The 23,360-nt window shown below is 63.4% G+C and carries 18 protein-coding genes; 4 read left to right on the forward strand and 14 right to left on the reverse strand.

What is annotated here, in order from left to right; all coding sequences use genetic code 11:
- Positions 1–14: 14 nt before the first annotated feature.
- A complete protein-coding gene (locus FCS99_RS06070; protein ID WP_138511177.1) occupies positions 15–3,626 on the forward strand; it encodes an ABC transporter permease/M1 family aminopeptidase in 3,612 nt (1,203 codons plus the stop codon).
- A gap of 32 nt (positions 3,627–3,658) precedes the next feature.
- On the opposite strand, the gene FCS99_RS06075 is transcribed toward FCS99_RS06070, so the two are convergent.
- The 3 genes from FCS99_RS06075 to FCS99_RS06085 form a co-directional block, all read right to left on the reverse strand.
- On the reverse strand, positions 3,659–4,813 hold the full coding sequence (locus tag FCS99_RS06075) for a hypothetical protein (RefSeq protein ID WP_138511178.1): 1,155 nt from the start codon (positions 4,811–4,813) through the stop codon (positions 3,659–3,661).
- A 135-nt stretch (positions 4,814–4,948) separates the two neighbouring features.
- Positions 4,949–6,154 carry a hypothetical protein gene (locus tag FCS99_RS06080; RefSeq protein ID WP_138511179.1) on the reverse strand — a complete coding sequence of 402 codons (1,206 nt, stop codon included), beginning with the start codon at positions 6,152–6,154 and terminating at the stop codon, positions 4,949–4,951.
- Positions 6,155–6,271: 117 nt separating this feature from the next.
- A complete protein-coding gene (locus FCS99_RS06085) occupies positions 6,272–6,736 on the reverse strand; it encodes a hypothetical protein (protein ID WP_138511180.1) in 465 nt (154 codons plus the stop codon).
- Positions 6,737–6,826: 90 nt separating this feature from the next.
- Here FCS99_RS06085 and FCS99_RS06090 point away from each other — a divergent pair, with 90 nt between their 5' ends.
- Positions 6,827–7,933: a PQQ-dependent sugar dehydrogenase gene (locus FCS99_RS06090; protein WP_138511181.1), complete on the forward strand. Its 1,107-nt coding sequence runs from the start codon at positions 6,827–6,829 to the stop codon at positions 7,931–7,933.
- Positions 7,934–7,938: 5 nt separating this feature from the next.
- On the opposite strand, the gene FCS99_RS06095 is transcribed toward FCS99_RS06090, so the two are convergent.
- From FCS99_RS06095 to FCS99_RS06110, 4 genes are all read right to left on the reverse strand, one after another.
- Complete coding sequence (locus tag FCS99_RS06095; protein WP_138511182.1) at positions 7,939–11,148, reverse strand: efflux RND transporter permease subunit; 3,210 nt, start codon at positions 11,146–11,148, stop codon at positions 7,939–7,941.
- Positions 11,145–12,221: an efflux RND transporter periplasmic adaptor subunit gene (locus tag FCS99_RS06100; RefSeq protein ID WP_138511183.1), complete on the reverse strand. Its 1,077-nt coding sequence runs from the start codon at positions 12,219–12,221 to the stop codon at positions 11,145–11,147. Before FCS99_RS06100 ends, FCS99_RS06095 begins: the two co-directional genes overlap by 4 nt.
- Positions 12,222–12,366: 145 nt before the next feature.
- Complete coding sequence (locus tag FCS99_RS06105; protein ID WP_138511184.1) at positions 12,367–13,548, reverse strand: BaiN/RdsA family NAD(P)/FAD-dependent oxidoreductase; 1,182 nt, start codon at positions 13,546–13,548, stop codon at positions 12,367–12,369.
- A gap of 5 nt (positions 13,549–13,553) precedes the next feature.
- Complete coding sequence (locus FCS99_RS06110) at positions 13,554–14,501, reverse strand: alpha/beta fold hydrolase (protein ID WP_171036255.1); 948 nt, start codon at positions 14,499–14,501, stop codon at positions 13,554–13,556.
- A gap of 98 nt (positions 14,502–14,599) precedes the next feature.
- Between FCS99_RS06110 and glpK the strand changes: the two genes are divergently transcribed.
- Together glpK and FCS99_RS06120 are read left to right on the forward strand one after the other, a co-directional pair.
- On the forward strand, positions 14,600–16,096 hold the full coding sequence (gene glpK, locus FCS99_RS06115) for a glycerol kinase GlpK (RefSeq protein WP_138511186.1): 1,497 nt from the start codon (positions 14,600–14,602) through the stop codon (positions 16,094–16,096).
- Positions 16,097–16,609, forward strand: a complete 513-nt coding sequence (locus FCS99_RS06120; protein ID WP_138511187.1) for a hypothetical protein — start codon at positions 16,097–16,099, stop codon at positions 16,607–16,609.
- Positions 16,610–16,823: 214 nt separating this feature from the next.
- Here FCS99_RS06120 and FCS99_RS06125 read toward each other — a convergent pair whose 3' ends face one another.
- The 7 genes from FCS99_RS06125 to FCS99_RS06155 all read right to left on the reverse strand — a co-directional run bounded on the left by FCS99_RS06125 (position 16,824) and on the right by FCS99_RS06155 (position 23,358).
- Complete coding sequence (locus FCS99_RS06125) at positions 16,824–17,144, reverse strand: GIY-YIG nuclease family protein (protein WP_138511188.1); 321 nt, start codon at positions 17,142–17,144, stop codon at positions 16,824–16,826.
- Positions 17,145–17,482: 338 nt separating this feature from the next.
- Entirely contained in the window at positions 17,483–18,637 is a 1,155-nt protein-coding gene (locus FCS99_RS06130; protein WP_138511189.1) for a trans-sulfuration enzyme family protein, read from the reverse strand.
- A gap of 1 nt (position 18,638) precedes the next feature.
- Positions 18,639–19,577 (reverse strand): homoserine O-succinyltransferase MetX, encoded by a 939-nt coding sequence (gene metX, locus FCS99_RS06135; RefSeq protein WP_138511190.1) that lies wholly within the window; start codon positions 19,575–19,577, stop codon positions 18,639–18,641.
- Positions 19,577–20,563 carry a homoserine dehydrogenase gene (locus tag FCS99_RS06140; RefSeq protein ID WP_138511191.1) on the reverse strand — a complete coding sequence of 329 codons (987 nt, stop codon included), beginning with the start codon at positions 20,561–20,563 and terminating at the stop codon, positions 19,577–19,579. Before FCS99_RS06140 ends, metX begins: the two co-directional genes overlap by 1 nt.
- Before the next feature lie 368 nt (positions 20,564–20,931).
- Positions 20,932–21,294 carry an endonuclease domain-containing protein gene (locus FCS99_RS06145; protein WP_138511192.1) on the reverse strand — a complete coding sequence of 121 codons (363 nt, stop codon included), beginning with the start codon at positions 21,292–21,294 and terminating at the stop codon, positions 20,932–20,934.
- Between the two features lie 172 nt (positions 21,295–21,466).
- Positions 21,467–22,303 (reverse strand): ferredoxin--NADP reductase, encoded by an 837-nt coding sequence (locus FCS99_RS06150; protein ID WP_233352679.1) that lies wholly within the window; start codon positions 22,301–22,303, stop codon positions 21,467–21,469.
- A gap of 38 nt (positions 22,304–22,341) precedes the next feature.
- Positions 22,342–23,358, reverse strand: coding sequence for a cysteine synthase A (locus FCS99_RS06155; protein WP_233352680.1), 1,017 nt, complete (start codon positions 23,356–23,358; stop codon positions 22,342–22,344).
- Positions 23,359–23,360: the final 2 nt, after the last annotated feature.

The raw sequence follows: 23,360 nt of genomic DNA on the forward strand, positions 1-23,360 counted from the left end.
GCGGAGGACGCGACATGCTTGGAAAAATTGCCGGCTTTGAATTCCGGTTTCAGCTTCTTTCACCCGCTTCCATCGCGATTTTCGCGATGTTCTTCCTGCTCGTATTCGGCGGTGTGACCTGGGATCAATTACAAGTGGGGTCTGGCGGCGCGGTCAATATCAACTCGCCCAATGCCCTGACCACCAACATCATGATCTTCTCCTTCTTTGGAGCGATCATCCCGACCGTTTTCCTGTCATCCGGCGTTTTGCGGGATGAGGGTTTCAAGACGGCCGAGCTCTTCTACTCCCGGCCCGTAAGCGAATTCGACTTCGTGCTCGGGCGCTTTCTGGGCGGTTTTGTCATCACGCTGGCCGTGTTTGCCAGTGTGCCCCTGGCCTTCTTCATCGGGTCCCTCATGCCCTGGCTTGACCCGGAACTGATCGGGCCGACCGTGCTGTGGTGGTACCCTTATCTCTTCGCCGTATTCGGTGTCGTGAACATGTGGGTGGTGGGCACGATCCTGTTCACCGTGGCGAATTTCACGCGTTCGACCGTCATGACCTATGCCTCCTTTGTCGGGCTGCTTGTGCTCTACTTCGTGGGGCTGGGCCTGGCACAGTCGCAACCGGACTTGCGTGAGTTCATTGCCCTGATCGACCCGTTCGGCCTGAACACGTTCGGCGAAGTGACGCGTTACTGGACGATTTTCGACCAGAATGAGCGTGTGGTGCCCCTGGAAGGCATCCTGCTCACCAACCGTTTGATGTGGGTGGGTATCGGGGCGGCCTTGCTGGTTCTGAACCTGCTGACGTTCCGCTTTCGCCGGGGGTCCACCGGAAAAGTGTCCAAGAAGAAGGCGCTGGCCGCAGCCGGACCGACCCATGCCATTTCCGAGTTCGATCTGCCGCGCGTCACGCCGCGCCTCGATGGCGCAGCTGTGCTGCAGCAGTTCCGGTCACGCCTGGGCTTTGAGGTGAAGGGCGTTGTGCTCAATGTTGCCTTCTGGATCCTCCTGGCGCTGGGGCTTCTCAACACGGTCCCGGGCTTCTTTTTCGGCAATGAGTTTTACGGCACGCCCAATTTCCCCGTCACCCGCATCATGGTGCAGGTGGTTGAGGGAGCCTTTGCCTGGTTGCCCTTCGTGGTCGTCATCTACTACGCGTCAGAAGTGATGTGGCGGGAACGCCGGTTCGGCTTCTCCTATATTGTCGATGCCACGCCGACACCGAGCTGGGTGTTCATCACCACGAAATTCCTCGCCCTGGGCGTGGTGATCGTGGCGCTGATCGCAACGGCCCTGATTGCCGCCGGACTGGCCCAGCTGATCCGTGGCTTCCCGAATGTCGAGGTCGACCAATACCTGATCCGCGGCCTGGTTGGCATGATCGCGCCGGCCGTTCTGGTGGCGACACTGGCGATCTTCGCCCAGGTCCTGTTCAACAATCGCTGGCTCGGCATGGCGGCCCTTCTGGGCTACCAGATTGTGTCCATCGTGATGGGCAATGTCGGCCTCGATCACAATCTCTACAATTTCGGCAGCGCGCCGGCAGCTCCGTACACCGACATGAACGGGTATGGGCATTTCCTGGGCATCCAGCTCTGGTTCTATGCCTATTGGGCTTTCTGGGGGCTGTTGCTCCTGACCCTGTCCTATCTGTTGTGGAGCCGGGGCTCGCTGACCTCCATCAAGCGCCGGATTGCGGCCCTGCCGCGCGGCTTTGCCCAGCCGGGGACGGCCTTCGTGGCCCTGATCGCCGTGGCGGGCATGGTCTCGACCGGTGGCTGGATCTATTACAACACCAATATCCTCAACAGCTATCAGTCCTCCAATGCGGCGCGCGCGCAGGCGGCGGAGTATGAGCGTCAGTATCTGCACCTGCGGGACGTGCCGCAGCCGACCATTGTCGACACGGCCTATGAGGTGGAGATCTATCCGTCCGAGCGCCGCTATGTGGCCGATGGCCGGTACGAGCTGGAAAACCAGACCGGCGAAACGCTGGACACGCTCTGGATTTCCTACGGCCAGGGCACGACGGTTCTGGAGCAAGCGGTCGAGGGCGGTTCGCTCGCCAGTGAGGATGAGGATTTCTACCTCTATGAATTCACCCTGGAGCCGCCGCTGGCACCGGGTGAAAGCCGGAGCTTCGACTTCCGGGTCGAGCGGGCCAATCCCGGCTTCCGCAATTCCGGCAATGTGACGACCGTCAATCACAACGGCACCTTCTTCAATAATGGGGAGTCGATGGCGATTGTCGGCTTCAACGACAATTGGCGCCTGACGGACCGCCAGCAGCGCCGGCGCGAAGGGCTGGAGCCCATCGACCGGGCTTTCCCGCTGGAGGATGAGAGCCACTGGAACGAGAACGGGATCACCAATTCCCACTATGTCGGCTTCCGTTCGGAGGTCTGCACATCGGCGGACCAGATCGCGATCGCCCCGGGTTATCTGGAGCGTGAATGGACGGAGACGGATGAGCAGGGCCGTGCGCGGCAATGCTATGAGTATGTGATGGATCGCCCGATCCTGAACTTCTACTCGTGGCTGTCAGCGCGGTACGAGGTGGCCGAGCGGGAGACCGACGGCATTCTCTACCAGGTCTTCTACCATCCGGATCATGCCTGGAATGTGGAGCGCATGCTGGAAGCGGGCGAGGATTCGATCGGATATTTTTCCGAGCATTTCAGCCCCTACCAGTACCGCCAGTACCGCATTCTGGAATTCCCGGCTTATCAGACCTTTGCCCAGGCCTTCCCGAACACCATTCCCTTCTCGGAAGGGATCGGTTTCATCGCCAACCTCTCGGACCCGACCGAGATCGACTATGTCTACTACGTCACGGCCCATGAGGCGGCGCACCAGTGGTGGGCGCACCAGGTGATGGCTGCGAATGTCCAGGGCTCCACGATGCTGATCGAGACCTTCGCCCAGTATTCGGCCCTGATGGTGATGCGGGAGACTTATGGCGAAGACCATATGCGCCGCTTCCTCAAGTTCGAGCTGGACAGTTATCTGGGTGGCCGGGGCTCCGAGTCGATCGAGGAACTGCCCCTCTATCGTGTCGAGAACCAGCAATACGTTCACTACCGCAAGGGCGCGGTGATCATGTACGCGCTGCAGGATTATGTCGGCGAGGAGGTCGTGAACCGCGCGATGCAGCGCCTGATCGATCTGCGGGCCTATTCCTCCGATCCCTATGCCACCACGCACGATTTCCTGCGCATCCTGCGCGAGGAGGCCGGTCCGGAGTGGGAAGACGTCATCCATGACTTCTTCGAGCGGATCGTGGTGTTTGATCTGGAAGCATCAACCGCGACCGCCACGCAGCGCGAGGACGGCCGCTGGGATGTGGCGCTGGAGATCGAGGCGCACAAGTTCGAGGCCGATGGTGCCGGTCAGGAAACGGAGGAACCGATCGATTATCTCATTGATATCGGCGTGTTCACGGAAGACCTGGACGATGCCTATGAGGGCACGGATCATGTGCTCTACATGGACAAGCACCGGATCGACGAGAACACGATGCGGATCGAGCTGATCGTGGACGAGCAGCCGCTCTATGTCGGGATTGATCCCTACAACAAGCTGATCGACCGCGACTCCGACGACAATCTGGTCCGTGTGGAGATCGTGGAAGCGGAATAGGGCTCGGGCCGGCTCGCCTTCGGGCGGGCCGGTCAGCCGTTCGCGGCGTAGGGTGTATCGCCGTCCAGCGAGCGTTCCTCGCGCTTGTTCACCAAGGAGCGCAGGAAGCTGGGGAACATCTCCATGGCGTCGGCCGCAGAGAGATTGCCTTTTTCCCGGCCCTGCCACCAATAGGCCCAATAGGACGTCACGTGCGAGACGGCGGACAGATCCCGTCCGAGCTGTCCGAAATGGCCGGGCGCCTTGAGCAGGAAGCTGCGCAGGGCGGAGGCATCCGCGCCGGCGCAGAAGCGGCGGTACTCGCTGTCATAATCATCCATGATGTCCGTCAGCGCCGTCCAGCGCTCGCGAACCTTGGCCAGGATGGCCTTTCGGATCTCGTTGATTTCCTTGTTCTCGTCCGGCCGGGCACCGCGGACGACCGCATCATTGAGCTCGATCAGGAATTGGCGGAGATCATCCTTCACCTCGCGCAGGCGCCAGCGGTAGTAGAGAATGCCCTTCCAGCCGAAAATGCCCTGCTCGTACTGTTCTTCATCCATGCCCAGGACATGGCGCAGGCCGGACAGGCGCTCCGTGTCCTCGCTGTCGAGCAATTGCTCGGCAAAACGGCGGGCGCGCTCATCATCCGCCTGGATCTGATCATCCCCGAAGGCGAGACGGACCATGCCGCAGATCTGCCGGGTCACATTGCCCAGCATCGCCTCCTGCTCACCCGGAGAAATGTTGAAATAGAAGCGGGCGATCGGCCGTTCGCCCTTGATGTAGCGGTCAGCCATCAGGAAAGGGTCGAAGGACGGGATCTCGGCCAGTTCCCGGATCCGGGCCAGGTCGCTTTCATAATGCTTGTTCACCACGCCGACGCCGAGAAAGGCCTTGAGGCGGACCTCGAACCCCTTCTCCTCGACGAAGAAGGAATGCCCGCCCATGCCCAGATCCTCGGTACTGACCGGAATGATGATCTTCGTGGCCACCGGGTTTTCGGTATACAGGTACGGCTTCTCGTGCGGCCGGACGGTGTGCTTGAGGATGAAGCTCGCATTCAGCCGCGGATTGCGGAAGAAGGGTTTGGCGGCCATTTCCAGGCTCTCGCCATAACGACGCTGGACCGACCACAGATCGAGAATGCGCGGCGTGGCACCACCGCGGACAATTCTGCGGAGACTCTGTCGATCTGAACCACTCATTATTCCCGTCCGAACAGCGTAGTTCCGGACACTTTAGCGGGCAGGATTTAATATCCGATAACTGACCGTGTGCGCAGGCACATGCGGGGGCCGCCACCGGAAGGGTGGCCGGTGGCAGCCCCGTGGCGGGACGGGTCAGGCGGCGTTCGGGGCGAAGACGTGCGGCGCCGGAATGGGCGAGCGCAGGCGTCGCTGGATGCCATCGCCATTGAGGCGTGTTCCCGGGGAGACGCGGGTGACGCTGGCGATGAAGTCGGAGAAGAGTGTCACGGCCTCGCGGGCATGCAGGAAGCCCTTGCCGTTCTGGCTGGCCCAATAGCGCCAATATCCGGGCACATGGCTGACCACGGACAGATCGCTGCCGACATCATAGAACAGGGTCGGCGCCTTCATCAGGAATTTGCGGAAACCATTGGCGTCCTCGCCGCGGCAGAAGCGGCCGAACACGGTCTCGTATTCTTCCATGACGCAGGTCAGGCTGCTCCAGCGGGCGCGGGTCTCTTCGATGATCGCCCGGCGCATGTGCTGGAGTTCCGTGTATTCATGATCGCTGGCACCGACAATGGTGACCGCCTTGAGCTCCTGGATGAAAGCTTTCAGCGCGGCCAGGGCCTCGGCCATGTGGAAGCGGTAGTACAGCACGCCGCGCCAGCCGAAGATGCCGGCCTTGAATTCGATCTCGGTCATGTCGAGCGATTTGCGCAGGACGGACAGCTTGCCGTCCAGGTCGCAGGCCAGCAATTGCCGGGTGAAACGCATGGCACGGTCATCGTCGCGATCATGGGCCTCATTGCCGAAGGCCAGGGCGACAACCGAGACGATCTGGCGGGCCACTGAGTCCTCCATCCGCTCCATCTCGTCATCGGAAATGTTGAAATAGAGCTCGTCGATCGGGCGGGCATGCTCGCGATAGCGTTCGGCCAGGAGGAAAGGGTCGAAACTGGGCAGGGCGGCCAATTCCCGAAGGCGGATCAGGTCCAGATCCAGCAGGTGCGGCTCATCGGCGCGATCAAACAGAGTGCGCATCTTGGAGGCAAAGCCGGTCTCCTCCACGAACACGGCATGGCCGCCGAGGGAGAGATCATCATGGGCCAGCGGCACCAGAACCTTGGTCACAACCGGCTGGGAGGACATGACATAGGGGCGTTCATGGACCCGCACTGTGTGCTTGATCACGAAACACTTGTTCAGCCGGGGGTGGAGGAAGAAGGGTTTTTCCGAATGCGCATCGGTATGGCCATACCGGCGGGCAATCGAATGCAGGTCGAGAATCCGGGAGGTCGCACCGCCTTTGACGATGTTGCGCAGATCAGAGCGCAGGGTTTCTCGGATGCGGGCCATGCAGACACTCCTTCAGCCCCGAATCCCTACCCCGGTGTGCTTTAAGGAGAGGTCTGCCAGACCGGGCAGAATTGATTAGAATGCGGCGCAACTCCGGGGGGCGAAAATTTTCGTGTTCTATTCCGGGGTGTTGGCCGGCTGCAAAGCGGCAAAAATATATCCGCCGACGGCTCCGCCCAGACACAGGGTCAGCAGGCCTTGCAGGTCGCGGCTGGCCGCGACAGGGGTAATCGTCGAATCCATGAGCGCTGAATAGAAGATCTTGATGCCCATCATCATGACGGCAATCGCCAGTCCGCCGGCCAGGGTGAAACCGAAACGGCGCCAGCCGGGACCGAGCAGCCGGGCCGTGAAACCCGCCACCGGAAAGGCGATGGCATAGCCCAGAAGGATGAGCACAAACAGGGTGGGGGCAAACCCGATCAGGTCGCGCTTGATGGCCTCAATGCGGACCGGTGTCGGGATCTCCGCGCCGGCCCGGATCAGGGCCTGCAGATCGACATGGGTGTTGCCCAGGCTTACCAGAAGCGTGCCCACAATCACCGCGAACAGGAAAATGCCGAGCATTCGAAGGCCGGCCATGGCGTCGTCTCCCCTCGGCCCGGACCGGGCTTTGCTTGCTGAGACGGAGCCTATCGTGAGACAAGGACAGCGACAATCACGGGGGTAACCATGTTGCGATTGCTGGCAGGCTTGACGAGTGCGTTCCTCTTGGCCGGGACGGCCCAGGCTCAGACCCTGCACACCGTGGCGGACGGTCTGGAATACCCGTGGAGTGTCGCCTTCCTGCCCGATGGCCGCATGCTGGTGACCGAAAAGCCGGGACGCTTGCGGATCGTCGACGAGGACGGGCTGGTCCCGGAGACGGTCGCCGGTGTTCCGGATGTCTTCTATTCCGGTCAGGGCGGACTGCTGGATGTCGCCCTGTCACCGGACTTTGCCGAGGACGGCCGGGTCTACCTCACCTGGACGGCAGGCCCGGAACGCAACAATACGCTCCACTTGGGAGCCGGGCGTCTGACCGGGCAGGCGCTGGAGGATTTCGAAATCCTGTTCACCGCCAGCCCGTCGCGCCGGACCAATGTCCATTATGGTGGCCGGATCGCCTTCCTGCCGGATGAGGCGGAGACGCCCGCCACCCTCATTCTGGGGATCGGAGACGGTTTCGACTATCGGGAACAGGCCCAGAATCCGGGCAGTCATTTCGGCAGTTTCGTGCGCCTGAGCCTGGACGGCGAGCCACTGGCCTCCAGCTTTCCGGACGCCGCGCCGGGCGTGTTCTCGATCGGACACCGCAATCCGCAGGCCGTTGTCTATGACGCTGCCAGTGGGATTCTCTACGCGAATGAGCATGGTCCGCGTGGGGGAGACGAGATCAACATCCTGGTCGAGGGACGCAATTATGGCTGGCCCATCGTCAGTCAGGGGATCGATTATACCGGTGCCCTGGTGACGCCGTTTGACGCCTATGAGGGCATGCAGGATCCGCTGGTGAACTGGACCCCCTCCATTGCTCCGGCCGGCATGGCGATCTATCGCGGTGATGTCTTCCCGGACTGGGAGGGTGACCTTTTGGTGGCCGCCCTGATCGCCGGCGATGCCGGAACACCGTCAGGTCATGTCCGGCGCGTGGAACTGGAAGATGGCGAAGTGGTCGGCCAGACCATTTTGTTCGGCGGGCTCGAGGCGCGCATCCGCGATGTCCGGGTCGCCCCGGACGGCACGGTCTGGCTGCTGACCGATGACGAAAACGGCCAGCTGATCCAGGTCACGCCCTAGCGCGATCACTCGGCCGTCTGGGGTTTTCGCTCATAGCCAACCAGATCGAGGGCGCGGCCGAACACGCGGCGGCGCCAATTGCCCAGCCGGTGCGGGGTGCCCAGCAGTACCGGGGTCAGGATCAGGGTGAGCAGGGTGGAGAAGCCCAGCCCCCAGACCACGGCGGAGGACAATTGCACCCACCATTCCGAAGCCGGTCCGCCGATGGACAGGACGCCATGGGCGAAATCGGCATTGATCTGGAACACCATGGGCAGAAGACCGAAAATCGTGGTGATCGTCGTCAGCATGACCGGACGCAGCCGCTGGGCCGCCGTGCGGACAATCGCTTCATCGACCGCCATGCCCAGACTGCGCAGGCGCTGGAAGGTGTCGATCAGCACGATATTGTTGTTCACCACAATCCCGGCCAGCGTCACCACACCCGTCCCCAGGAAGAGGATGGAGATGTAGGGGAAGGTCAGCAGGACGCCGAGCAGGACCCCGACCACGGAAAGCACCACGGCCTGCAGCGTCAGTACGACGTGCCAGAAATTGTTGAATTGCCAGAGCAAGATCACGGCCATCATGAAGAGGGAGGCCAGCATGGCTCCGGCGAAGAAGGCACCGGCTTCGGCATTCTCTTCATCCGCGCCCAGATAGTCGATATCGACCGAGCGATCGATCCGGCCGGCCTCTACCTGTTCCTCGATCCAGGTCCGCAGCTCGGCGACCAGCAGGTTGCCGGCATAGCCCTCTGCAGCATTGGCCCGTACCATGAGGACGCGTTTGCCGTCTCGGCGATTGATCGAGTCGATGCGCTGGTGCGCTTCGCGGGTCACGAAGTTGGAAATCGGGACGGCGCCGTTCGCCGTGTTCACGCGCAGATCGTCCAGGCGGGAAATGTCCCGGTCGATCGCCGGGAAACGGACGCGGATATCGACTTCCTCATCGGCATCATCGGGCCGGTAGCGGCCGACCAGCGAACCGGTCGTGACCAGCTGTACGGCGGCACCGACCTGGGTGACGTCCGCGCCGAAGCGTCCGGCTTCCTCGCGGTCGACGTCCAGTCGCCACTCCACGCCCGGCAGGGGCAGGGTGTCCTCGATATCGGTGGTGCCATCCATGGTGTCGATGCGGGCGCGGATCAGGCGGGCGGCCTGTTCCAGTGCAACGGCATTGCTGGAGCGCAGTTCGACCTGGATGTCCTTGCCGACAGGCGGGCCCTGCTGGAAGGGGCGGATCTCGATGATGACGCCGGGAATGCCGACCATGGCCTCGCGGATATTGCGTTCGATCAGGCGACCGTTCGGGCGTTGGCCGAAGGGTTCGAACTCAATGAAGATGCGCGCCACACTGTCGGCCGGCGCGGCCCCTGTGCCGTCAAACGGTGACCGGCCCGGCGGCTGTCCGGCCACGGTGTAGTAGCCGGCAATGCCCTCGATTCCGTCCAGCCGGCGTTCCGCTTCCAGTGCGAGTTCATACTGTTCCGATGGCGACAGGTTTCCGCGCGCCCGGACAAAGACGTAGAGCTGTTCCGGTTCGGCATCGAGGAAGAATTCGGTCCGCATGGACGAGGCTGATGCGATGAAGGAAAACAGGATCACCGCCACCACGCCCAGCGCTGTCAGCGTGACGGTGATCGGCCGGACCACCAGGGCACCGATCATGCGGGCATAGGCCCCGGTAATGCCGGGCAGTCTGGAAGGGTCTCCCTCCTCCTCGGCATTGAGTTGCGCGAGCGCGGAGGATTTGTCTGCGACACCGCCCTTGCGGCCCAGGACCGAGCCGAGCGTCGGCAGGAAGATCAGCGCCATGACCAGGGCCGAGCTGAGCACGAAGATCAGCGTCAGCGGCAGGAAGGCCATGTACTGGCCGGGGATGGAATCCCAGAACAGGAAGGGCACGAAGGCCGCCAGGGTCGTCGCCGTGGAGGAGACAATCGGCCAGAACATGCGCTTGCCGGCACTGGCATAGGCCTGCCGGCGCGTTTCGCCCTCGGCGAGTTTCCGGTCGGCATATTCCACCACGACAATGGCGCCATCCACCAGAAGGCCGACGGCCAGCACCATGGCGAACATCACCATGAAATTCACGGTCAGGCCGTAAATGCTCAAGAGCAGGAAAGAGAAGAGGAAGCTGGACGGGATCGCCAGACCGACCAGGAGCGCCGAGCGCAGACCCAGCGCCGCGACGACGATGATCAGCACCAGCACGATGGCCAGCATGATGGAGGAGGTCAGGCTCTGCAGGCTGTCGCGAACATAGGTCGACAGGTCGAGGCTGAAGGCATAGCGGACGGTTTCCGGCCAGCGCTCGGCGACCTCGGCGGTCAGTTCGCGAACCGCTTCACTCGTATCCATGATGTTTTCGCCGGAACGGCGAACGACCTGGAGGGTAAAGGCGGGGGAGCCATTATAGCGCGAGAAGCTGTCCGCATCCTTGAAGGTCCGCCGCACGGTGGCGACGTCCTGCAGGGTCACGACCGTGTCGCCGGACCGGGTCAGAGGCAGGTTGAAGGCGTCTTCCGCGCTCTCGAACAGGCCGGGCACCTTGACCTGGAAGCGCGCTTCGCCGCTGTCCAGCGAGCCGGCCGCGATCAGCCGGTTGTTCGACTGCACGGCGTTGAAGAGCTGGCTGTAGGTGATGCCATAGGTTTCCAGAAGTGTGGGATCGATGACGATCTCCAGCACTTCTTCCCGGATGCCCTGGACGTCGACCTGCAGGATTTGCGACAGTGTCTCGATCTCTTCCTCGAGATCGCGGGCGATCCGGTAGAGGGTGCGCTCGGGCGCTTCGCCATAGACCTGGACGGCGATGGTGGGGGCCAGGGCCGAGTTGAACTCCTGGATCACCGGTTCGCGGGCATCCTCGGGAAATTCGCGACGTGCCATGTCGACCGCTTCGCGGACATCGAGGACCGACTGGTCGGCATCGAAAGGAACTGCGAACTCGGCCACCAACTGGCCGGCCCCGAGACTGGCCGTGCCGTTGAGCTCGACCAGGCCCTCGATCGAGCGCATCTCGGTTTCGGTCGGGCGCACGATCAGGCGTTCGGCATCCTCCGGCGAAATCCCGTCCAGCGGGACCACCACGATGACGAAGGGAAAGGGAATATCCGGATCAGCCTCACGCGGCAGGGTCAGGAAGGACATCAATCCTGCGGCCAGCGCACAGATGAAAATGGCGAGCACCATACGGGCTCGCCCGATGGCAAAATCGACGATTCCCGTCACCGGGCATCTCCCTCCCGGGCAACCCGGACTTCGACACCGTCGGCCACGAATTCCTGACCCAGGACAATGATGTTGGCCGTCTCCGGCAGACCGGCGACCCAGACCTGTTCGCCATCATCACTGAGCAGGTCGATCCGCACGAAACGGACATGGTGGTCGTCTTCGACAATGCGGATGCCCAGCTCGCCCTCGGAGTCGAGGGCCAGGATGGAAGCCGGCACCCGATGGGCCGGACGTTCCGGCAGTTGCAGAATGACTTCTGCCGTCACGCCGGAGCGGATCGACATGTCCTCATTGGGCAGCTCAACCTCGACCCGGAAGGTGCGGGTGGCCTGGTCGGCCCGGCGTTCGACAAAACGGACCTGACCGTCCACCAGCTGGCCGGTGACCAGATTGACCCGGCCCGGCATGCCCGGTTCCAGGGCGGAGACATTGCGTTCGGACACTTCTGCGACCACCAGGATCGGGTTCATCTCGACCACGGTGCCGCAGGGATCACCGGCGCGCAGGAAATCGCCGACTTCCGCCGCGCGGCCGTCGAAGACACCGTCAAAAGGCGCGCGCAGATAGATATTGTCCAATTCTTCGCGGGCGGCCTGGAGGCGGGCCTGGGCGGCATCGCGGGCCGCTTCGGCCGCGGCAACCTGATTGGTGGAGCGATGGCCGCGCTCGGCCAGTTCGCGGGCGGCGTTGAAGTCCAGCTCGCGCGACCGAAGGTCGGCCTCTGCCTGGCCGACGGCGGCGGAGCGGGCATCGACATCGAGGCGGCACAACACGTCGCCGGCTTCCACTTCACTGCCTTCCACGATCGCGGCTTCAGCCACACGGCCGCCGGTTTCGGCGCGCACCAGGACTTCCCGGAAAGCTTCGGTCCGGCCACGCAGGGACAGGCTGGCAGCCCGGGGTTGGGCGGTGACCGTGCGGGTCACGACCTCGAACAGGCGATCGTGACCGGTGTTGGCGGTTTCATGCGAATCGGCCTGTCCGGCTTGCAATAGCGTGCCCACGATAAAGAGGAGGGAGACTGCAACCAGGATGGACAGAGCGGCGATATAGGACTTGTTCAGGGTCATGGCCGACTCAAGAGACTGGATTCAGGCCGCGCAAACGGGAGCCTGAACGTACAAAGTACCGACACCTTAGATAACCCCCAACGAGTCGCATGGCGAGGATTTTCGAGCCGCTATCCGGACGGTCCCCCCGACCCGTTCCGGCGCGTCATGCGTATTGCCCGGCGCACCATCCCGATGACCAGGCCCATTGGAAGTTGTATCCGCCAAGCCAGCCTGTCACGTCAACAACTTCTCCAACAAAAAACAGGCCGGGCTGGCTAAGTGCCTGCATTGTCTTGCTGTCGAGTGCATGCGTGTCGACACCCCCCAGGGTGACCTCGGCGGTGCGATAGCCTTCCGACCCGGTCGGGCGCACCGTCCAGTGCGCGAGCTTCTGCGACAATTCGCGTAAAGCGCGATCCGACTGGTCGGCGAGATTGCCCGTGGACAAGCCCTCCTCAACCCAGAGCTGGACCAGTCGTTTGGGCAGGCTTTCCCCCAGCACAGTGGGCAAGGCACGCCGGCCATTCTCCTGCCGGGTGGCGCGCAGTGTCTCGAACCAGTCGAGCTCCGGATGCAGGTTGAGATCGACGCTCTCACCCTCGCGCCAATAGGAGGATATCTGCAGGATGGCCGGCCCGCTCAGTCCGCGATGGGTGAAGAGAAGCGCTTCATCGAACTGGGTTTTCCCGTGGCTGGCGCGGACCGGGACGGAGACACCGGACAGGGGTTTGAACCGGGTCAGCGTGTCCGGATCGAAGGTCAGGGGCACCAGGCCGGGACGGGTCTCGGTCAGCGGGATACCGTACTCCCGGGCCACATCATAGCCGAACCCGGTCGCGCCCATTTTGGGGATGGACTTGCCGCCCGAGGCGATGACAAGCGAGGCGCAATCCAGTGTGCTGCCATCGCTCAGGGTGAGCGCGAACCCGTCGGCGGTCCGCTCATGGGCGGTGACACCGGTCTCCAGCTGCAGCGTGACGCCGGCCTCGCGGAGGTCCCCGACCAGGCCGTCAATGATCTGGCGGGCCGAACCGTCACAGAAGAGCTGGCCCAGGGTTTTCTCGTGCCAGGCAATACCCTTGCGGTCGACCCAGTCGATGAAATCCCATTGCGTGTAACGCTTGAGCGCCGACTTCATGAAGTGCGGATTGCCGGAAATGTAATTGGCGGCTGTGGCATGCAGATTGGTGAAATTGCACCGCCCGCCGCCGGAGATGCGGATCTTCTCGCCCGGGGATTTCACGTGCTCGATCAGGCGGACAGAGCGGCCGCGCCGGCCGGCCTCGATGGCGCACATCATGCCGGCGGCACCGGCCCCGATAATGGCGACATCACAGCGGGACATGGGTATCAGGCCGAAGCGTTGGCCGTGACGCGGTCGAGCCAGTCAGCGAAGTCGTTCAAGGGCTTTTCGCGGCCGGTCTCATTGATGGTCTCGTGCCGGAAACCTTCGAGAATTTTACAACTTACATCGGTGAAACCGGCCTTGCCGAGCCGGTCGGCGAGGGTCTGGACGGCCTGGCCCTTATTGGTCGCCGGATCGAGGCTGCCGCCGATGAGATGGAAGGGGAAATCGCGCGGGACATCTTTGAGATTCCTCATCTTTTCAGCCGCTTCCACGCCGTCGAGAAAGTCCCGCCAGAGCGAGACGGAGGACGGCCAGCCGCAGAGTTCATCGGCGACATAGGCATCCACTTCATCCGTGTCGGAGCTGAGCCAGTCGGCATCGGTCCGGCCTTCAGGGAAACGCTTGTTCCAGGCCTTGAACGTCAATTTATCCAAGGTGTTACTGGGTGTGAGATCGCCGCCGATGAGGGCTTCACACCAGAGCACGAAGCGCATCACGGATTTCAGCCCGCCCAGGGCCATGTTTCCATTCCAGATCGCGGCGCCGGCGAGCGATCCGTGCGCGCGCATGACGTGATTGAAGGCGATGACAGAACCCATGCTGTGCCCGAAAACCACGAGCGGCAATCCCGGCCAGCGATTGCGCAATTCGCCTTCCACGACAGCGACATCGGTGATCAGCTTGTCCCAGCCATCCACGTCGGCGAAGCGGCGCTCTCCCCCGTCTTTCGCGGTGGTTCGACCGTGTCCGCGATGGTCATGGGCGGCGACGTGATAGCCGCGGGAGGACAGGAAATCCGCGAATTTGCCGTAGCGGCCGGCGCGTTCGGCGAGGCCGTGATTGATATGGACTATCCCCCGGACAGGCGCCGAGGCCTCGCGGGTATGCAGGGCCAGGGACGCGCCGGTCGGGCTGTCCAGATGGGCAAAGGGGAAAATCTCGTCGCTCATGCGCATCCTCATCGGGTTTCATGTCGACCCTAGCGCGTTTTGTCCAATCGCGTCATGGCTGTACTCATAAGAGCACCCGGACGACAGGGGGAGGAGAGATGACCGACAAGCCGACAGCCATTCTGGCCATCGACCAGGGCACGACCAGTTCGCGCGCCGTGATTTTCACGCCGGACTATGAAGTTGTCGCCGTCGCGCAGCGTGAATTTCCGCAGATCTATCCCCGCTCCGGCTGGGTGGAGCACGACCCGGACGTGATCTGGGCGACCGTTCGCGCCACGGCCCGCGAAGCGCTGAAGCAGGCCCAGAAAAAGGGCTATGAAATCCACCATCTGGGCATCACGAACCAGCGCGAGACGACGCTGATCTGGGATCGCAAGACGGGTGAGCCGATCCACAATGCCATTGTGTGGCAGGATCGCAGAACAGCATCACAATGTGCGCATTTTAATGTCACGAGGGGTGAGGAAGAGGTCCGCAACCGCACCGGATTGGTCCTGGATCCGTACTTCTCCGGGACCAAGATCGCCTGGATCCTGGATCAGGTGGAGGGGGCTCGCGATCGGGCAGCGCGCGGCGAGCTCGCCTTCGGCACGGTCGACACCTGGCTGATCTGGAATCTCACCGGCGGCCAGGTCCATGCGACCGACGCGACCAATGCCAGCCGGACCCTGCTCTACAATATCCATGACAATGCCTGGGATCCGGTCCTGCTGGAGATGTTCGAGGTCCCGGCCTCAGTCCTGCCCGAGGTCCGCGACAGTGCCGGCCATTTCGGATCGGTCGAGGAGAGCGTTCTCGGTGTGAAGCTGGAGATCACCGGTGTGGCCGGCGACCAGCAATCGGCGGCGATCGGACAGGCCTGTCTGGCGCCCGGCGAGATGAAGTCGACCTATGGCACCGGCGCCTTCGTGCTGATCAATACCGGCACCGAACCGGTCCTGTCGAAGAACCGGCTCCTCACCACGATCGCCTGGCGGGTGAAGGGGGAGACGGTCTATGCGCTGGAAGGCTCCATCCTGTCGGCCGGCGCGACGGTACAATGGCTGCGCGACGGTCTCGGCCTGATTGCGAAGGCCTCGGAGGTCGAAGCCCTGGCCGCTTCGGCGGATCCGGACAGCGGCGTCTATCTGGTGCCGGCCTTCACCGGTCTGGGCGCTCCGTATTGGGATGCCGAGGCCCGCGGCGCCCTGGTCGGACTGAGCCGCGGCTCCGGCCGCGCCGAGATCGCCGCGGCCGCCCTGGACTCCGTGGTCCACCAGACCTGCGATTTGCTCGACGCGATGACAGCCGATGGCGCCGATGTCCAGCGCCTGCGCGTGGACGGCGGCATGGCCAAAAACAACGCCCTCCTCCAACGCCTCGCCGACCTCACCGGCATCGAAGTCGTCCGCCCGGTCCAGTCCGAAGCCACCGCCTGGGGCGCCGCCTTCCTGGCGGGGCTGGGCGCGGGGATTTATGAGGATCTGGAGGCGGGCCGGGCGCTCTGGAAGCAGGATCGGGGGTTCGTGCCGGATTGTGCGGATGAGGCGCGGGAGGCGAGTCGGGCAGGCTGGGCGGAGGCTGTGGGGCGGGTTTTGACGGGGGAAGGTTAGGTGGTCGTCGTGGTTGGTGTGTGTCGCGGTTTTTTAGGGATAGATGGTCTGTGCCCCGGCTTTTCCAAAGGGCTTCTGGAGGGGCCTATGCGAATGTTCTTGGGTTCACTGCTCTTCTTCGCCGGCTGCACCCAAGCGCCAGCGACCGTCGATCAAATGGTCGACTCGACACGGCAAGACATCGAGAGAATCTACAGCGAAACCCCCGATCTCTTGACCAGCCGGCTGATGTTTCTGCGGCAGTGGGGGACGGATTATTCTCTGGACGGAATTCGCAGCATCGCCAGTCAGTGCAGTCCGTCAGATTTTGCATTTGACCAGGACAACAGCCTTGTCGCAGTTGGGCAGGAAACAAACCGGATTTTTTTCGTGTGCAGGCAACAGAACCATTTGGTTGTGTTCCAAAAATACATTGTCGTGGGCGCGAATTTTTCCGGTGAGTATCTTGGATTGTTGGTGTGCCCCGTTGATGATTGCGAAAGCTACCCGGAAAAGCATTTCGCAATTGGGTAGCGGAGGTAAAAGGGACAAACACCCATTCAAAACCCTTGTCATCCCGGATGGATGCCCGGCCTTGAGCCGGGTGGAAATCCGGGACCCATACGCCCAGTGTGTTTCCAGCGTGCTCTGAAGGCTGAGCCTGCTTTCGGGCTTGTCCTGTGATTATGGGTCCCGGCTCTGCGGCCTGCCTTCGCACGCCATTCGGCCGGGATGACAAGTGTTGTGATCAATCGGGTTTGAGGGCTTCGGGCAGGGTGCCGCTCAGCTCAAGATAGAGGTCATTCCAGTCCGGATTATTCTCTTCGATCAGGTTGATCTTCCAGGCGCGTTTCCAGCGCTTGATCCGCTTTTCGCGTTCAATGGCGACACCGATATCACCATGACATTCATACCAGACGAGGCGGTCGACGCCGTATTTCCGGGTGAAGCCCGGGACCTGTCGTGATTTGTGTTCGAAGACGCGGCGAAGGATCTCGTTGGTGACACCGCAATAAAGCGTGCCGTGCTTTCGGGATGCGAGCAGGTAAACGTAATAGGTGCGCTCCATGATATACAATTATAAATTGTATATCATTCATTGTCATCCCGGATGGATACCCGGCGCAGGCCGGGTGGAAGTCCGGGACCCATAGTCCCGGTGTGAAACCAGTCCGCGATATCGGTTGAGCCTGCTTTCGGGGCTGGCCTGGGGTTATGGGTCCCGGCTCTGCGGCCTGCTTTCGCAGGCCATTCGGCCGGGATGACAAGGGGTGGGGTCTAATCTGCCAGGCTCAACGCATTTTCCCCGGAAGCGCGTCAGCGCTGTCCGGGACCGGCTTGAATCTCATCGTTTGAGAATAAGGCTTGTGGGCCCCGGACCTTCGTCCGGGGGAAATGAGGTTGTTCTCAAGACCCCGCCCCACCCAGCGCCCGATCCAGATCCGCGATCAAATCCCCCGCACTCTCTAGCCCGACAGACAAGCGGATCAGCGTATCCGGCACGCCCGCTTCTTCCCGCGCTTCGGGCGACATGGAGGCGTGGGTCATCAAGGCGGGGATGCAGCAGAGGCTTTCGACGCCGCCGAGGGATTGGGCGAGGGTGAAGATGTCGAGGGTGGAGACGATGTCCCTTGCGCTGGGGGCGGTGGGGGCGAGTTGGAGGGAGATGAGCTGGCCGTAGCCGTCCTGCTGGCGTTGGGCGATGTCGTGGCCGGGATGGCTTGCCAGGCCGGGATAGTCGACCGAGGCGATGCGGGGGTCGGCGTCGAGCCAGCGGGCGATCTCGAGGGCGGTTTCGCACTGGGCCTTTGCGCGCAGGGGCAGGGTGCGCAGGCCGCGCAGGGCGAGATAGCTGTCGAAGGCGGCCGCGCCGACCCCGACGCAATTGGCCCACCATTTCAGGGTTTCCACCCGTTCCGGATCGGCGCAGCAGACGACACCGCCGACCATGTCGGAATGGCCATTGATCAGCTTGGTGATGGACTGGACGGAATAGTCCGCACCCAGATCCAGCGGGCGCTGGAGGACGGGCGACATGACCGTGTTGTCGACAGCCAGTTCGCAGCCGGCATTGCGGGCGAGCTTGGCCAGGGCCTTGAGGTCGGTGATGCGCAGGCGCGGATTGGACGGGGTTTCCGCCAGGATGAGGGCGGCGTCCTCATTGAGGGCCGCGGCCACGGCGTCCAGATCGGACGTGTTGACGTAGACGGGGACGAGACGGCCGCCGCGGGCGCGGGCATCGAGCAGGCGGCGCGTGCCGCCATAGGCGTCATGGGAGCAGATCACGCGGGCGCCGAAGGGCAGGTCGTGCAGCAGAAGATCGATGGCGGACATGCCGGACCCCGTGACCACGGCCCCGGCGGCATTTTCCAGTTCCGCAATCGCATCGGCCAGGAGGGAGCGGCCGGGATTGCCGGTGCGGGCATAGTCGAAGGCCGGCTGGATGGCCGGGTCTTCACGCCGGTAGGCGGTCGACAGGGAGAGCGGGGGGATGACGGCGTTCCAGCTCCGGTCGGTGTTCAACCCGGCCCGGATCGCCTTGGTCCGTTGTTCGTCCGACATGTCAGTCCTTGAGAAAATCGGTGAGCGTTTCCGACACGATAGCGGCTTCCGTCAGGAAGGCATCATGGCCTGTGCGCGAATGAATGGTCTTCAGCGTGGCGCCGGGCGTGGCCGCGGCGGCCTCCTCCATCTGGTCGAGCGGAACGAGGCGGTCCTCGGCGACGGCGAGATAGGTGACCGGGGCTGTGATGGCGGACAGGTCGACCTGGTGGGCATCCATGGAGCGCGACAGGGCCAGGAAGCGGTGCGGCGTGACGGTCTCGACATAGGCGCGGCCGCGGGCTTCCAGATAGGCGGCGATGCCGTTCTCGTCGCGGCTGCCCGGCTGGGGATTGTAGAAGCGGTCTTCCAGCTCGTCCGGCGTGCGATAGGTGGTCATGGCGAGGCGGCGGGCCAGGTCGAGCCCGGCCTTGCCGTCGCCGAGGCGCAGGGCCATCTCGACGGTCTCGCGCTGGATCGAGCGCCAGGCTTGGGCCATGGCACCGGCCCGGTGGGCGCCGGAAATGACCAGGAGCTTGCCGACTCGTTCCGGGGCCAGGGCGGCCAAGGAGAGGGCGATCATGCCGCCATAGGAGGAGCCGGCCATATCGAAGCGCTCAATGCCGGCCGCATCGGCGAGGGCGAGAATGGCGCGGGCCTGGTCCTGGGTGGTCGGGAAGGGCGTGAGTTCATCGCCGATGAAATCGAAGGAGAGGACACGGGTCGTGTCGGTATCGATGGCGCGGCCCGGACCGACCTGGTCGGACCACCAGCCGGTCTCAGTATCGCTGTCGGCGACAATACGGCCGGAGGAAATCCCGCCCAAGACAAGAATGGCCGGCCCGTGTTCGGGGCCGGCGACGCGGCCGGTGACCTGGACCGGCGAGCCGGTCTCGGCAAAGGCGATCGTGGTGATGTCGCGACAGCGGGTGGCGGGCAGACAATCCAGGGTCACGGCCATCAAGCCTCTCCGCCGGAGAGCAGATCGCGGACGTCCGCGAGCACCGAGCCAGACGTCGGGTCCTGACCGGCGCCCTTGCCGTGCAGGACGATTTTCAGACCGCTTTCACAGACGATTTCGACGGAGTTTTCCTCATTCTCGACCCGGGCCAGCGGGTGATCTTCCGGCAGGGCGATGAGGCGGACGCGGGCATCGACGCGGCCATCCTCGGCGCGGGACAGTTCGGCGACCTGGCGATAGCGCAGACCGTTTTCGCGGGCGCCGCAGACGCGGCCCGGCTCGATGGAGAGCAGGCTGTCGGCGGGGATGGACTGGGTGTCGATCGCGCTGCCATAGGCCTTGCGGGCAATGAGGGCGAGCTTGGCGGCCGCATCCAGACCGTCAATGTCGGCGCTGGGGTCGGCTTCGGCGAAACCGGCGGCCTGGGCGGCGGCAATGGCCGGATCGAACCCGGTGCCCTGTTCCAGAAGGCCCAGGACGAAATTGGACGTGCCGTTGAGGACGCCGCGCACGCTCTGGATGGTCTCGCCCGAGGCGGTCAGACGCTGGATCGTCTCCAGCACCGGCACGCCGCCCCCGACAGCGGCAGAATAGGCAAAGCGGATGCCCTTGTCCCGGGCGCGGGCTTCCAGATCTGGGCGGCGGGCGATGACGGCCTTGTTGGCGGAAATGATGTGGATGCCGCGCTCGACGGCGAGGTCGAGGGCTTTCTCGGCGGCGGGGCAATCGGGCAGGCCGTCAATAACGAGATCGGGCCCGGTATCGAAGGCGTCGCGGATATCGGTCAGCCAGGCCGTGCGTCCGGTCTGGCCCGGACGGCGGCGGCGCGTCACCACGGCGGCAATCTCCACCCGGTCCGGCATGAGCGCCAGCGCATCCAGAACACCGGTATTCACCGTGCCGCAACCCAGCAGGACCACGCGCAGGCGGGCCGGGCGGGGGGCGGTTTCAGGACGGTCGAGTTCGAGAGCCGCAAGGTTTGCCATGACTTAAATCCACTTGCGCGGACAGCACGGACGCCGATTGCGGGAGAGGGAAAGCGGGCGGTCTTTGCCTTTGCATGCCTTCCGATGCTCCGCTTTAGCCGTACTTATTCCGCGCCCGCAAGCTGAACATCAAATCGGCGCACTTCACGTATAAAGATATGTTTATATGTGAGTCAAGGGGATGGGTGGGCGATCCAGTCAAGGAGTCTGGGTGGCGCTTCGCGCTGCCCCCTCATCCGCCCCTTCGGGGCACCTTCCCCCGCGAGGGGGGAAGGAGGACATGGAGCGCTATGGGAAGCTCCCTCTCCCCTTTGCGGGAGAGGGTGGCGCGCAGCGCCGGGTGAGGGGTTGGCCGCGTCAGCGGCCCATCAAGAGCCGTTTTCCGGATGTGTCGCCCAGTGTACGGCTTCGCCGATGACATCCATCACGGCATCGGTTCGCTTGAGAATATGACGGTTCCAGAAGCGAAGGACCGTGAAGCCTTGGGATTCCAGCCAGGCTGTGCGGCGCGCATCATAGGCTTCCTGATCGGAATGCTGGCCGCCATCTGCTTCGACGATCAGTCGGGCGTCAAAACTGACAAAATCAACGATATAGGGTCCGATCGGCACCTGGCGACGGAACTTCACGCCGATGAAGTTCCGGTCCCGAAGGCGGGACCACAATCGCGCTTCGGCAGGGGTTTGCTCGCGACGCATGTTGCGGGCATGGGAGCGGGTTTCGTCGGACATGCGTCCAATTTATGCGGACGCAATCGGACTCCTTGTGACGCGGCTCACGCCGCGTGCCCCTCATCCGGTCCTTCGGACCACCTTCTCCCGCAAGGGGAGAAGGAGGACGTCTCACGCCTTTGACCCGATGCTGCGCATCGGCCCACTTCCTCCTTTCATGGGGAAGAAAACCCTAAGTTGCCACGAACGCCTTCTCGACGACGAAGTCGGCGGGGGCGGCGTTGGAGCCTTCGATGAAGCCGCGTTCGAGGCAGATCTGTTTGGTGTCTTTGAGGAGGCCCTCGGAGCCGCAGATCATGACGCGGTCGACCGCCGGATCGAGCGGTGGGGCGCCGAGGCGGTCGAACAGTTCGCCGGAATTGATCATGTCGGTGACGCGGCCCTTCACCGGCCCGTCATCGCGGGTGGTGGAGGTGAAGTGGACGAGTTTCTCGCGGGCGAACTCGCCGATCAGCTCGTCGGACTTCACGGCCTCGACCAGTTCATTGCCATAGGTCAGCTCGGCGCTTTCGCGGCAGGTATGGGTGAGGATGACCTGGTCGAATTTCTCATAGGTCTCCGGATCGCGGATAAGGCTGGCGAAGGGGGCAATCCCGGTGCCGGTGGAGACCATGTAGAGGCGCTTGCCCGGCTTCAGCGCGTCGAGGACGAGCGTGCCGGTCGGCTTCTTGCCGAGCAGGAGCTGGTCGCCCGGCTGGATGTGTTGGAGGCGCGAGGTGAGCGGGCCGTCGGCGACCTTGATGGAGTAGAAGTCCAGGGCTTCGTCCCAGAAGGGGCTGGCCAGGGAATAGGCGCGCAGGAGCGGTTTGCCGTCCTCCTTGGGCAGGCCGATCATGATGAATTCGCCCGAGCGGAAACGGAAAGCGTCCGGCCGCGTGATGCGGAAATAGAAGAGACGATCCGTATAGTGCTTCACCTCGAGCACGGTCTCGACGGTGAAGGGGCCCGGCTTGGCCGAAATCGTGTTCGCCGGGCGGGCCGGCGGCGTGGGCGTCGTCATGGCATTCATACTCGTATCTCGTGCGGCTGTGGGCTGATGTCCAAGTCTCAGGCCGAGGCGCGCGGCGCTTCGGTATCGGCCCAGGGCGGGACAGGCAAGCCCCGGCTGGAGAGGAATTCGGGATTGAAGAGTTTGCCGGCATAGCGGGACCCGCTGTCGCACAGCATGGTGATGATGGTGTGGCCGGGGCCGAGCTCGCGGGCGAGGCGGATGGCGCCGGCGATATTGATACCGGCCGACCCGCCCAGGGACAGGCCTTCCGTCTTCACCAGGTCGAACAGGATGGGCAGCATTTCCGCATCCTCGATCCGGTAGGCATGATCCACGGCCAGGCCTTCCAGATTGCCGGTGATGCGATTGACGCCGATGCCTTCGGTGATGGAGGAGCCTTCGCCCTTCAGCTCACCGGTCGTGTAATAGCTGTGCAGGGCGGCCCCGGCCGGATCGGCGACGCCGATGGTCACATCCGGCTTCTGGCTGCGCAGGTATTCGGCAACGCCGGTCAGCGTGCCGCCGGAGCCGACGGCGCAGATGAAACCGTCGACCTTTCCGCCGGTCTGTTGCCAGATTTCCGGACCGGTGGTGAGGGTGTGGGCGCGCTTGTTGGCGAGATTGTCGAACTGGTTGGCCCAGATCGCTCCGGCCTCACGGCTTTCGTTCAGCTCTTCGGCCAGGCGGCGCGAATAGTGGACGAAATGATTGGGGCTGGAGAAGGGGGCGGCATCCACCTCGATCAGGCGGGCGCCATGGGACCGGATGACCTGTTTCTTCTCGTCGGACTGGGTGCGCGGCATCACGATGATGACCTCATAGCCCAGAGCGCCGCCGACCAGGGCGAGCCCGATCCCGGTATTGCCGGCTGTGCCCTCGACAATCGTGCCACCCGGCTTGAGTGTCCCGGAGGCTTCCGCCTCGCGCACGATATTGAGTGCGGCGCGGTCCTTCACGGAACCGCCCGGATTGAGGAATTCGGCCTTGCCGAGGATCTCGCAGCCAGTGGCCTCGGACGGACCCTCCAGCCGGATCAGCGGGGTCTGGCCGATCAGGTCGAGCACGTGCGACACGA

This window comes from Maricaulis alexandrii, from assembly GCF_005871165.1.
Lineage (GTDB): Bacteria > Pseudomonadota > Alphaproteobacteria > Caulobacterales > Maricaulaceae > Maricaulis > Maricaulis alexandrii.

Bases quoted from the DNA above. Each gene is read 5' to 3' on its own strand.
- FCS99_RS06070 (WP_138511177.1), top strand. From the start codon at position 15: ATGCTTGGAAAAATTGCCGGCTTTGAATTCCGGTTTCAGCTTCTTTCA.
- FCS99_RS06075 (WP_138511178.1), bottom strand. From the start codon at position 4,813: ATGAGTGGTTCAGATCGACAGAGTCTCCGCAGAATTGTCCGCGGTGGT.
- FCS99_RS06080 (WP_138511179.1), bottom strand. From the start codon at position 6,154: ATGGCCCGCATCCGAGAAACCCTGCGCTCTGATCTGCGCAACATCGTC.
- FCS99_RS06085 (WP_138511180.1), bottom strand. From the start codon at position 6,736: ATGGCCGGCCTTCGAATGCTCGGCATTTTCCTGTTCGCGGTGATTGTG.
- FCS99_RS06090 (WP_138511181.1), top strand. From the start codon at position 6,827: ATGTTGCGATTGCTGGCAGGCTTGACGAGTGCGTTCCTCTTGGCCGGG.
- FCS99_RS06100 (WP_138511183.1), bottom strand. From the start codon at position 12,221: ATGACCCTGAACAAGTCCTATATCGCCGCTCTGTCCATCCTGGTTGCA.
- FCS99_RS06105 (WP_138511184.1), bottom strand. From the start codon at position 13,548: ATGTCCCGCTGTGATGTCGCCATTATCGGGGCCGGTGCCGCCGGCATG.
- FCS99_RS06110 (WP_171036255.1), bottom strand. From the start codon at position 14,501: ATGAGCGACGAGATTTTCCCCTTTGCCCATCTGGACAGCCCGACCGGC.
- glpK (WP_138511186.1), top strand. From the start codon at position 14,600: ATGACCGACAAGCCGACAGCCATTCTGGCCATCGACCAGGGCACGACC.
- FCS99_RS06125 (WP_138511188.1), bottom strand. From the start codon at position 17,144: ATGGAGCGCACCTATTACGTTTACCTGCTCGCATCCCGAAAGCACGGC.
- FCS99_RS06130 (WP_138511189.1), bottom strand. From the start codon at position 18,637: ATGTCGGACGAACAACGGACCAAGGCGATCCGGGCCGGGTTGAACACC.
- metX (WP_138511190.1), bottom strand. From the start codon at position 19,577: ATGGCCGTGACCCTGGATTGTCTGCCCGCCACCCGCTGTCGCGACATC.
- FCS99_RS06140 (WP_138511191.1), bottom strand. From the start codon at position 20,563: ATGGCAAACCTTGCGGCTCTCGAACTCGACCGTCCTGAAACCGCCCCC.
- FCS99_RS06145 (WP_138511192.1), bottom strand. From the start codon at position 21,294: ATGTCCGACGAAACCCGCTCCCATGCCCGCAACATGCGTCGCGAGCAA.
- FCS99_RS06150 (WP_233352679.1), bottom strand. From the start codon at position 22,303: ATGAATGCCATGACGACGCCCACGCCGCCGGCCCGCCCGGCGAACACG.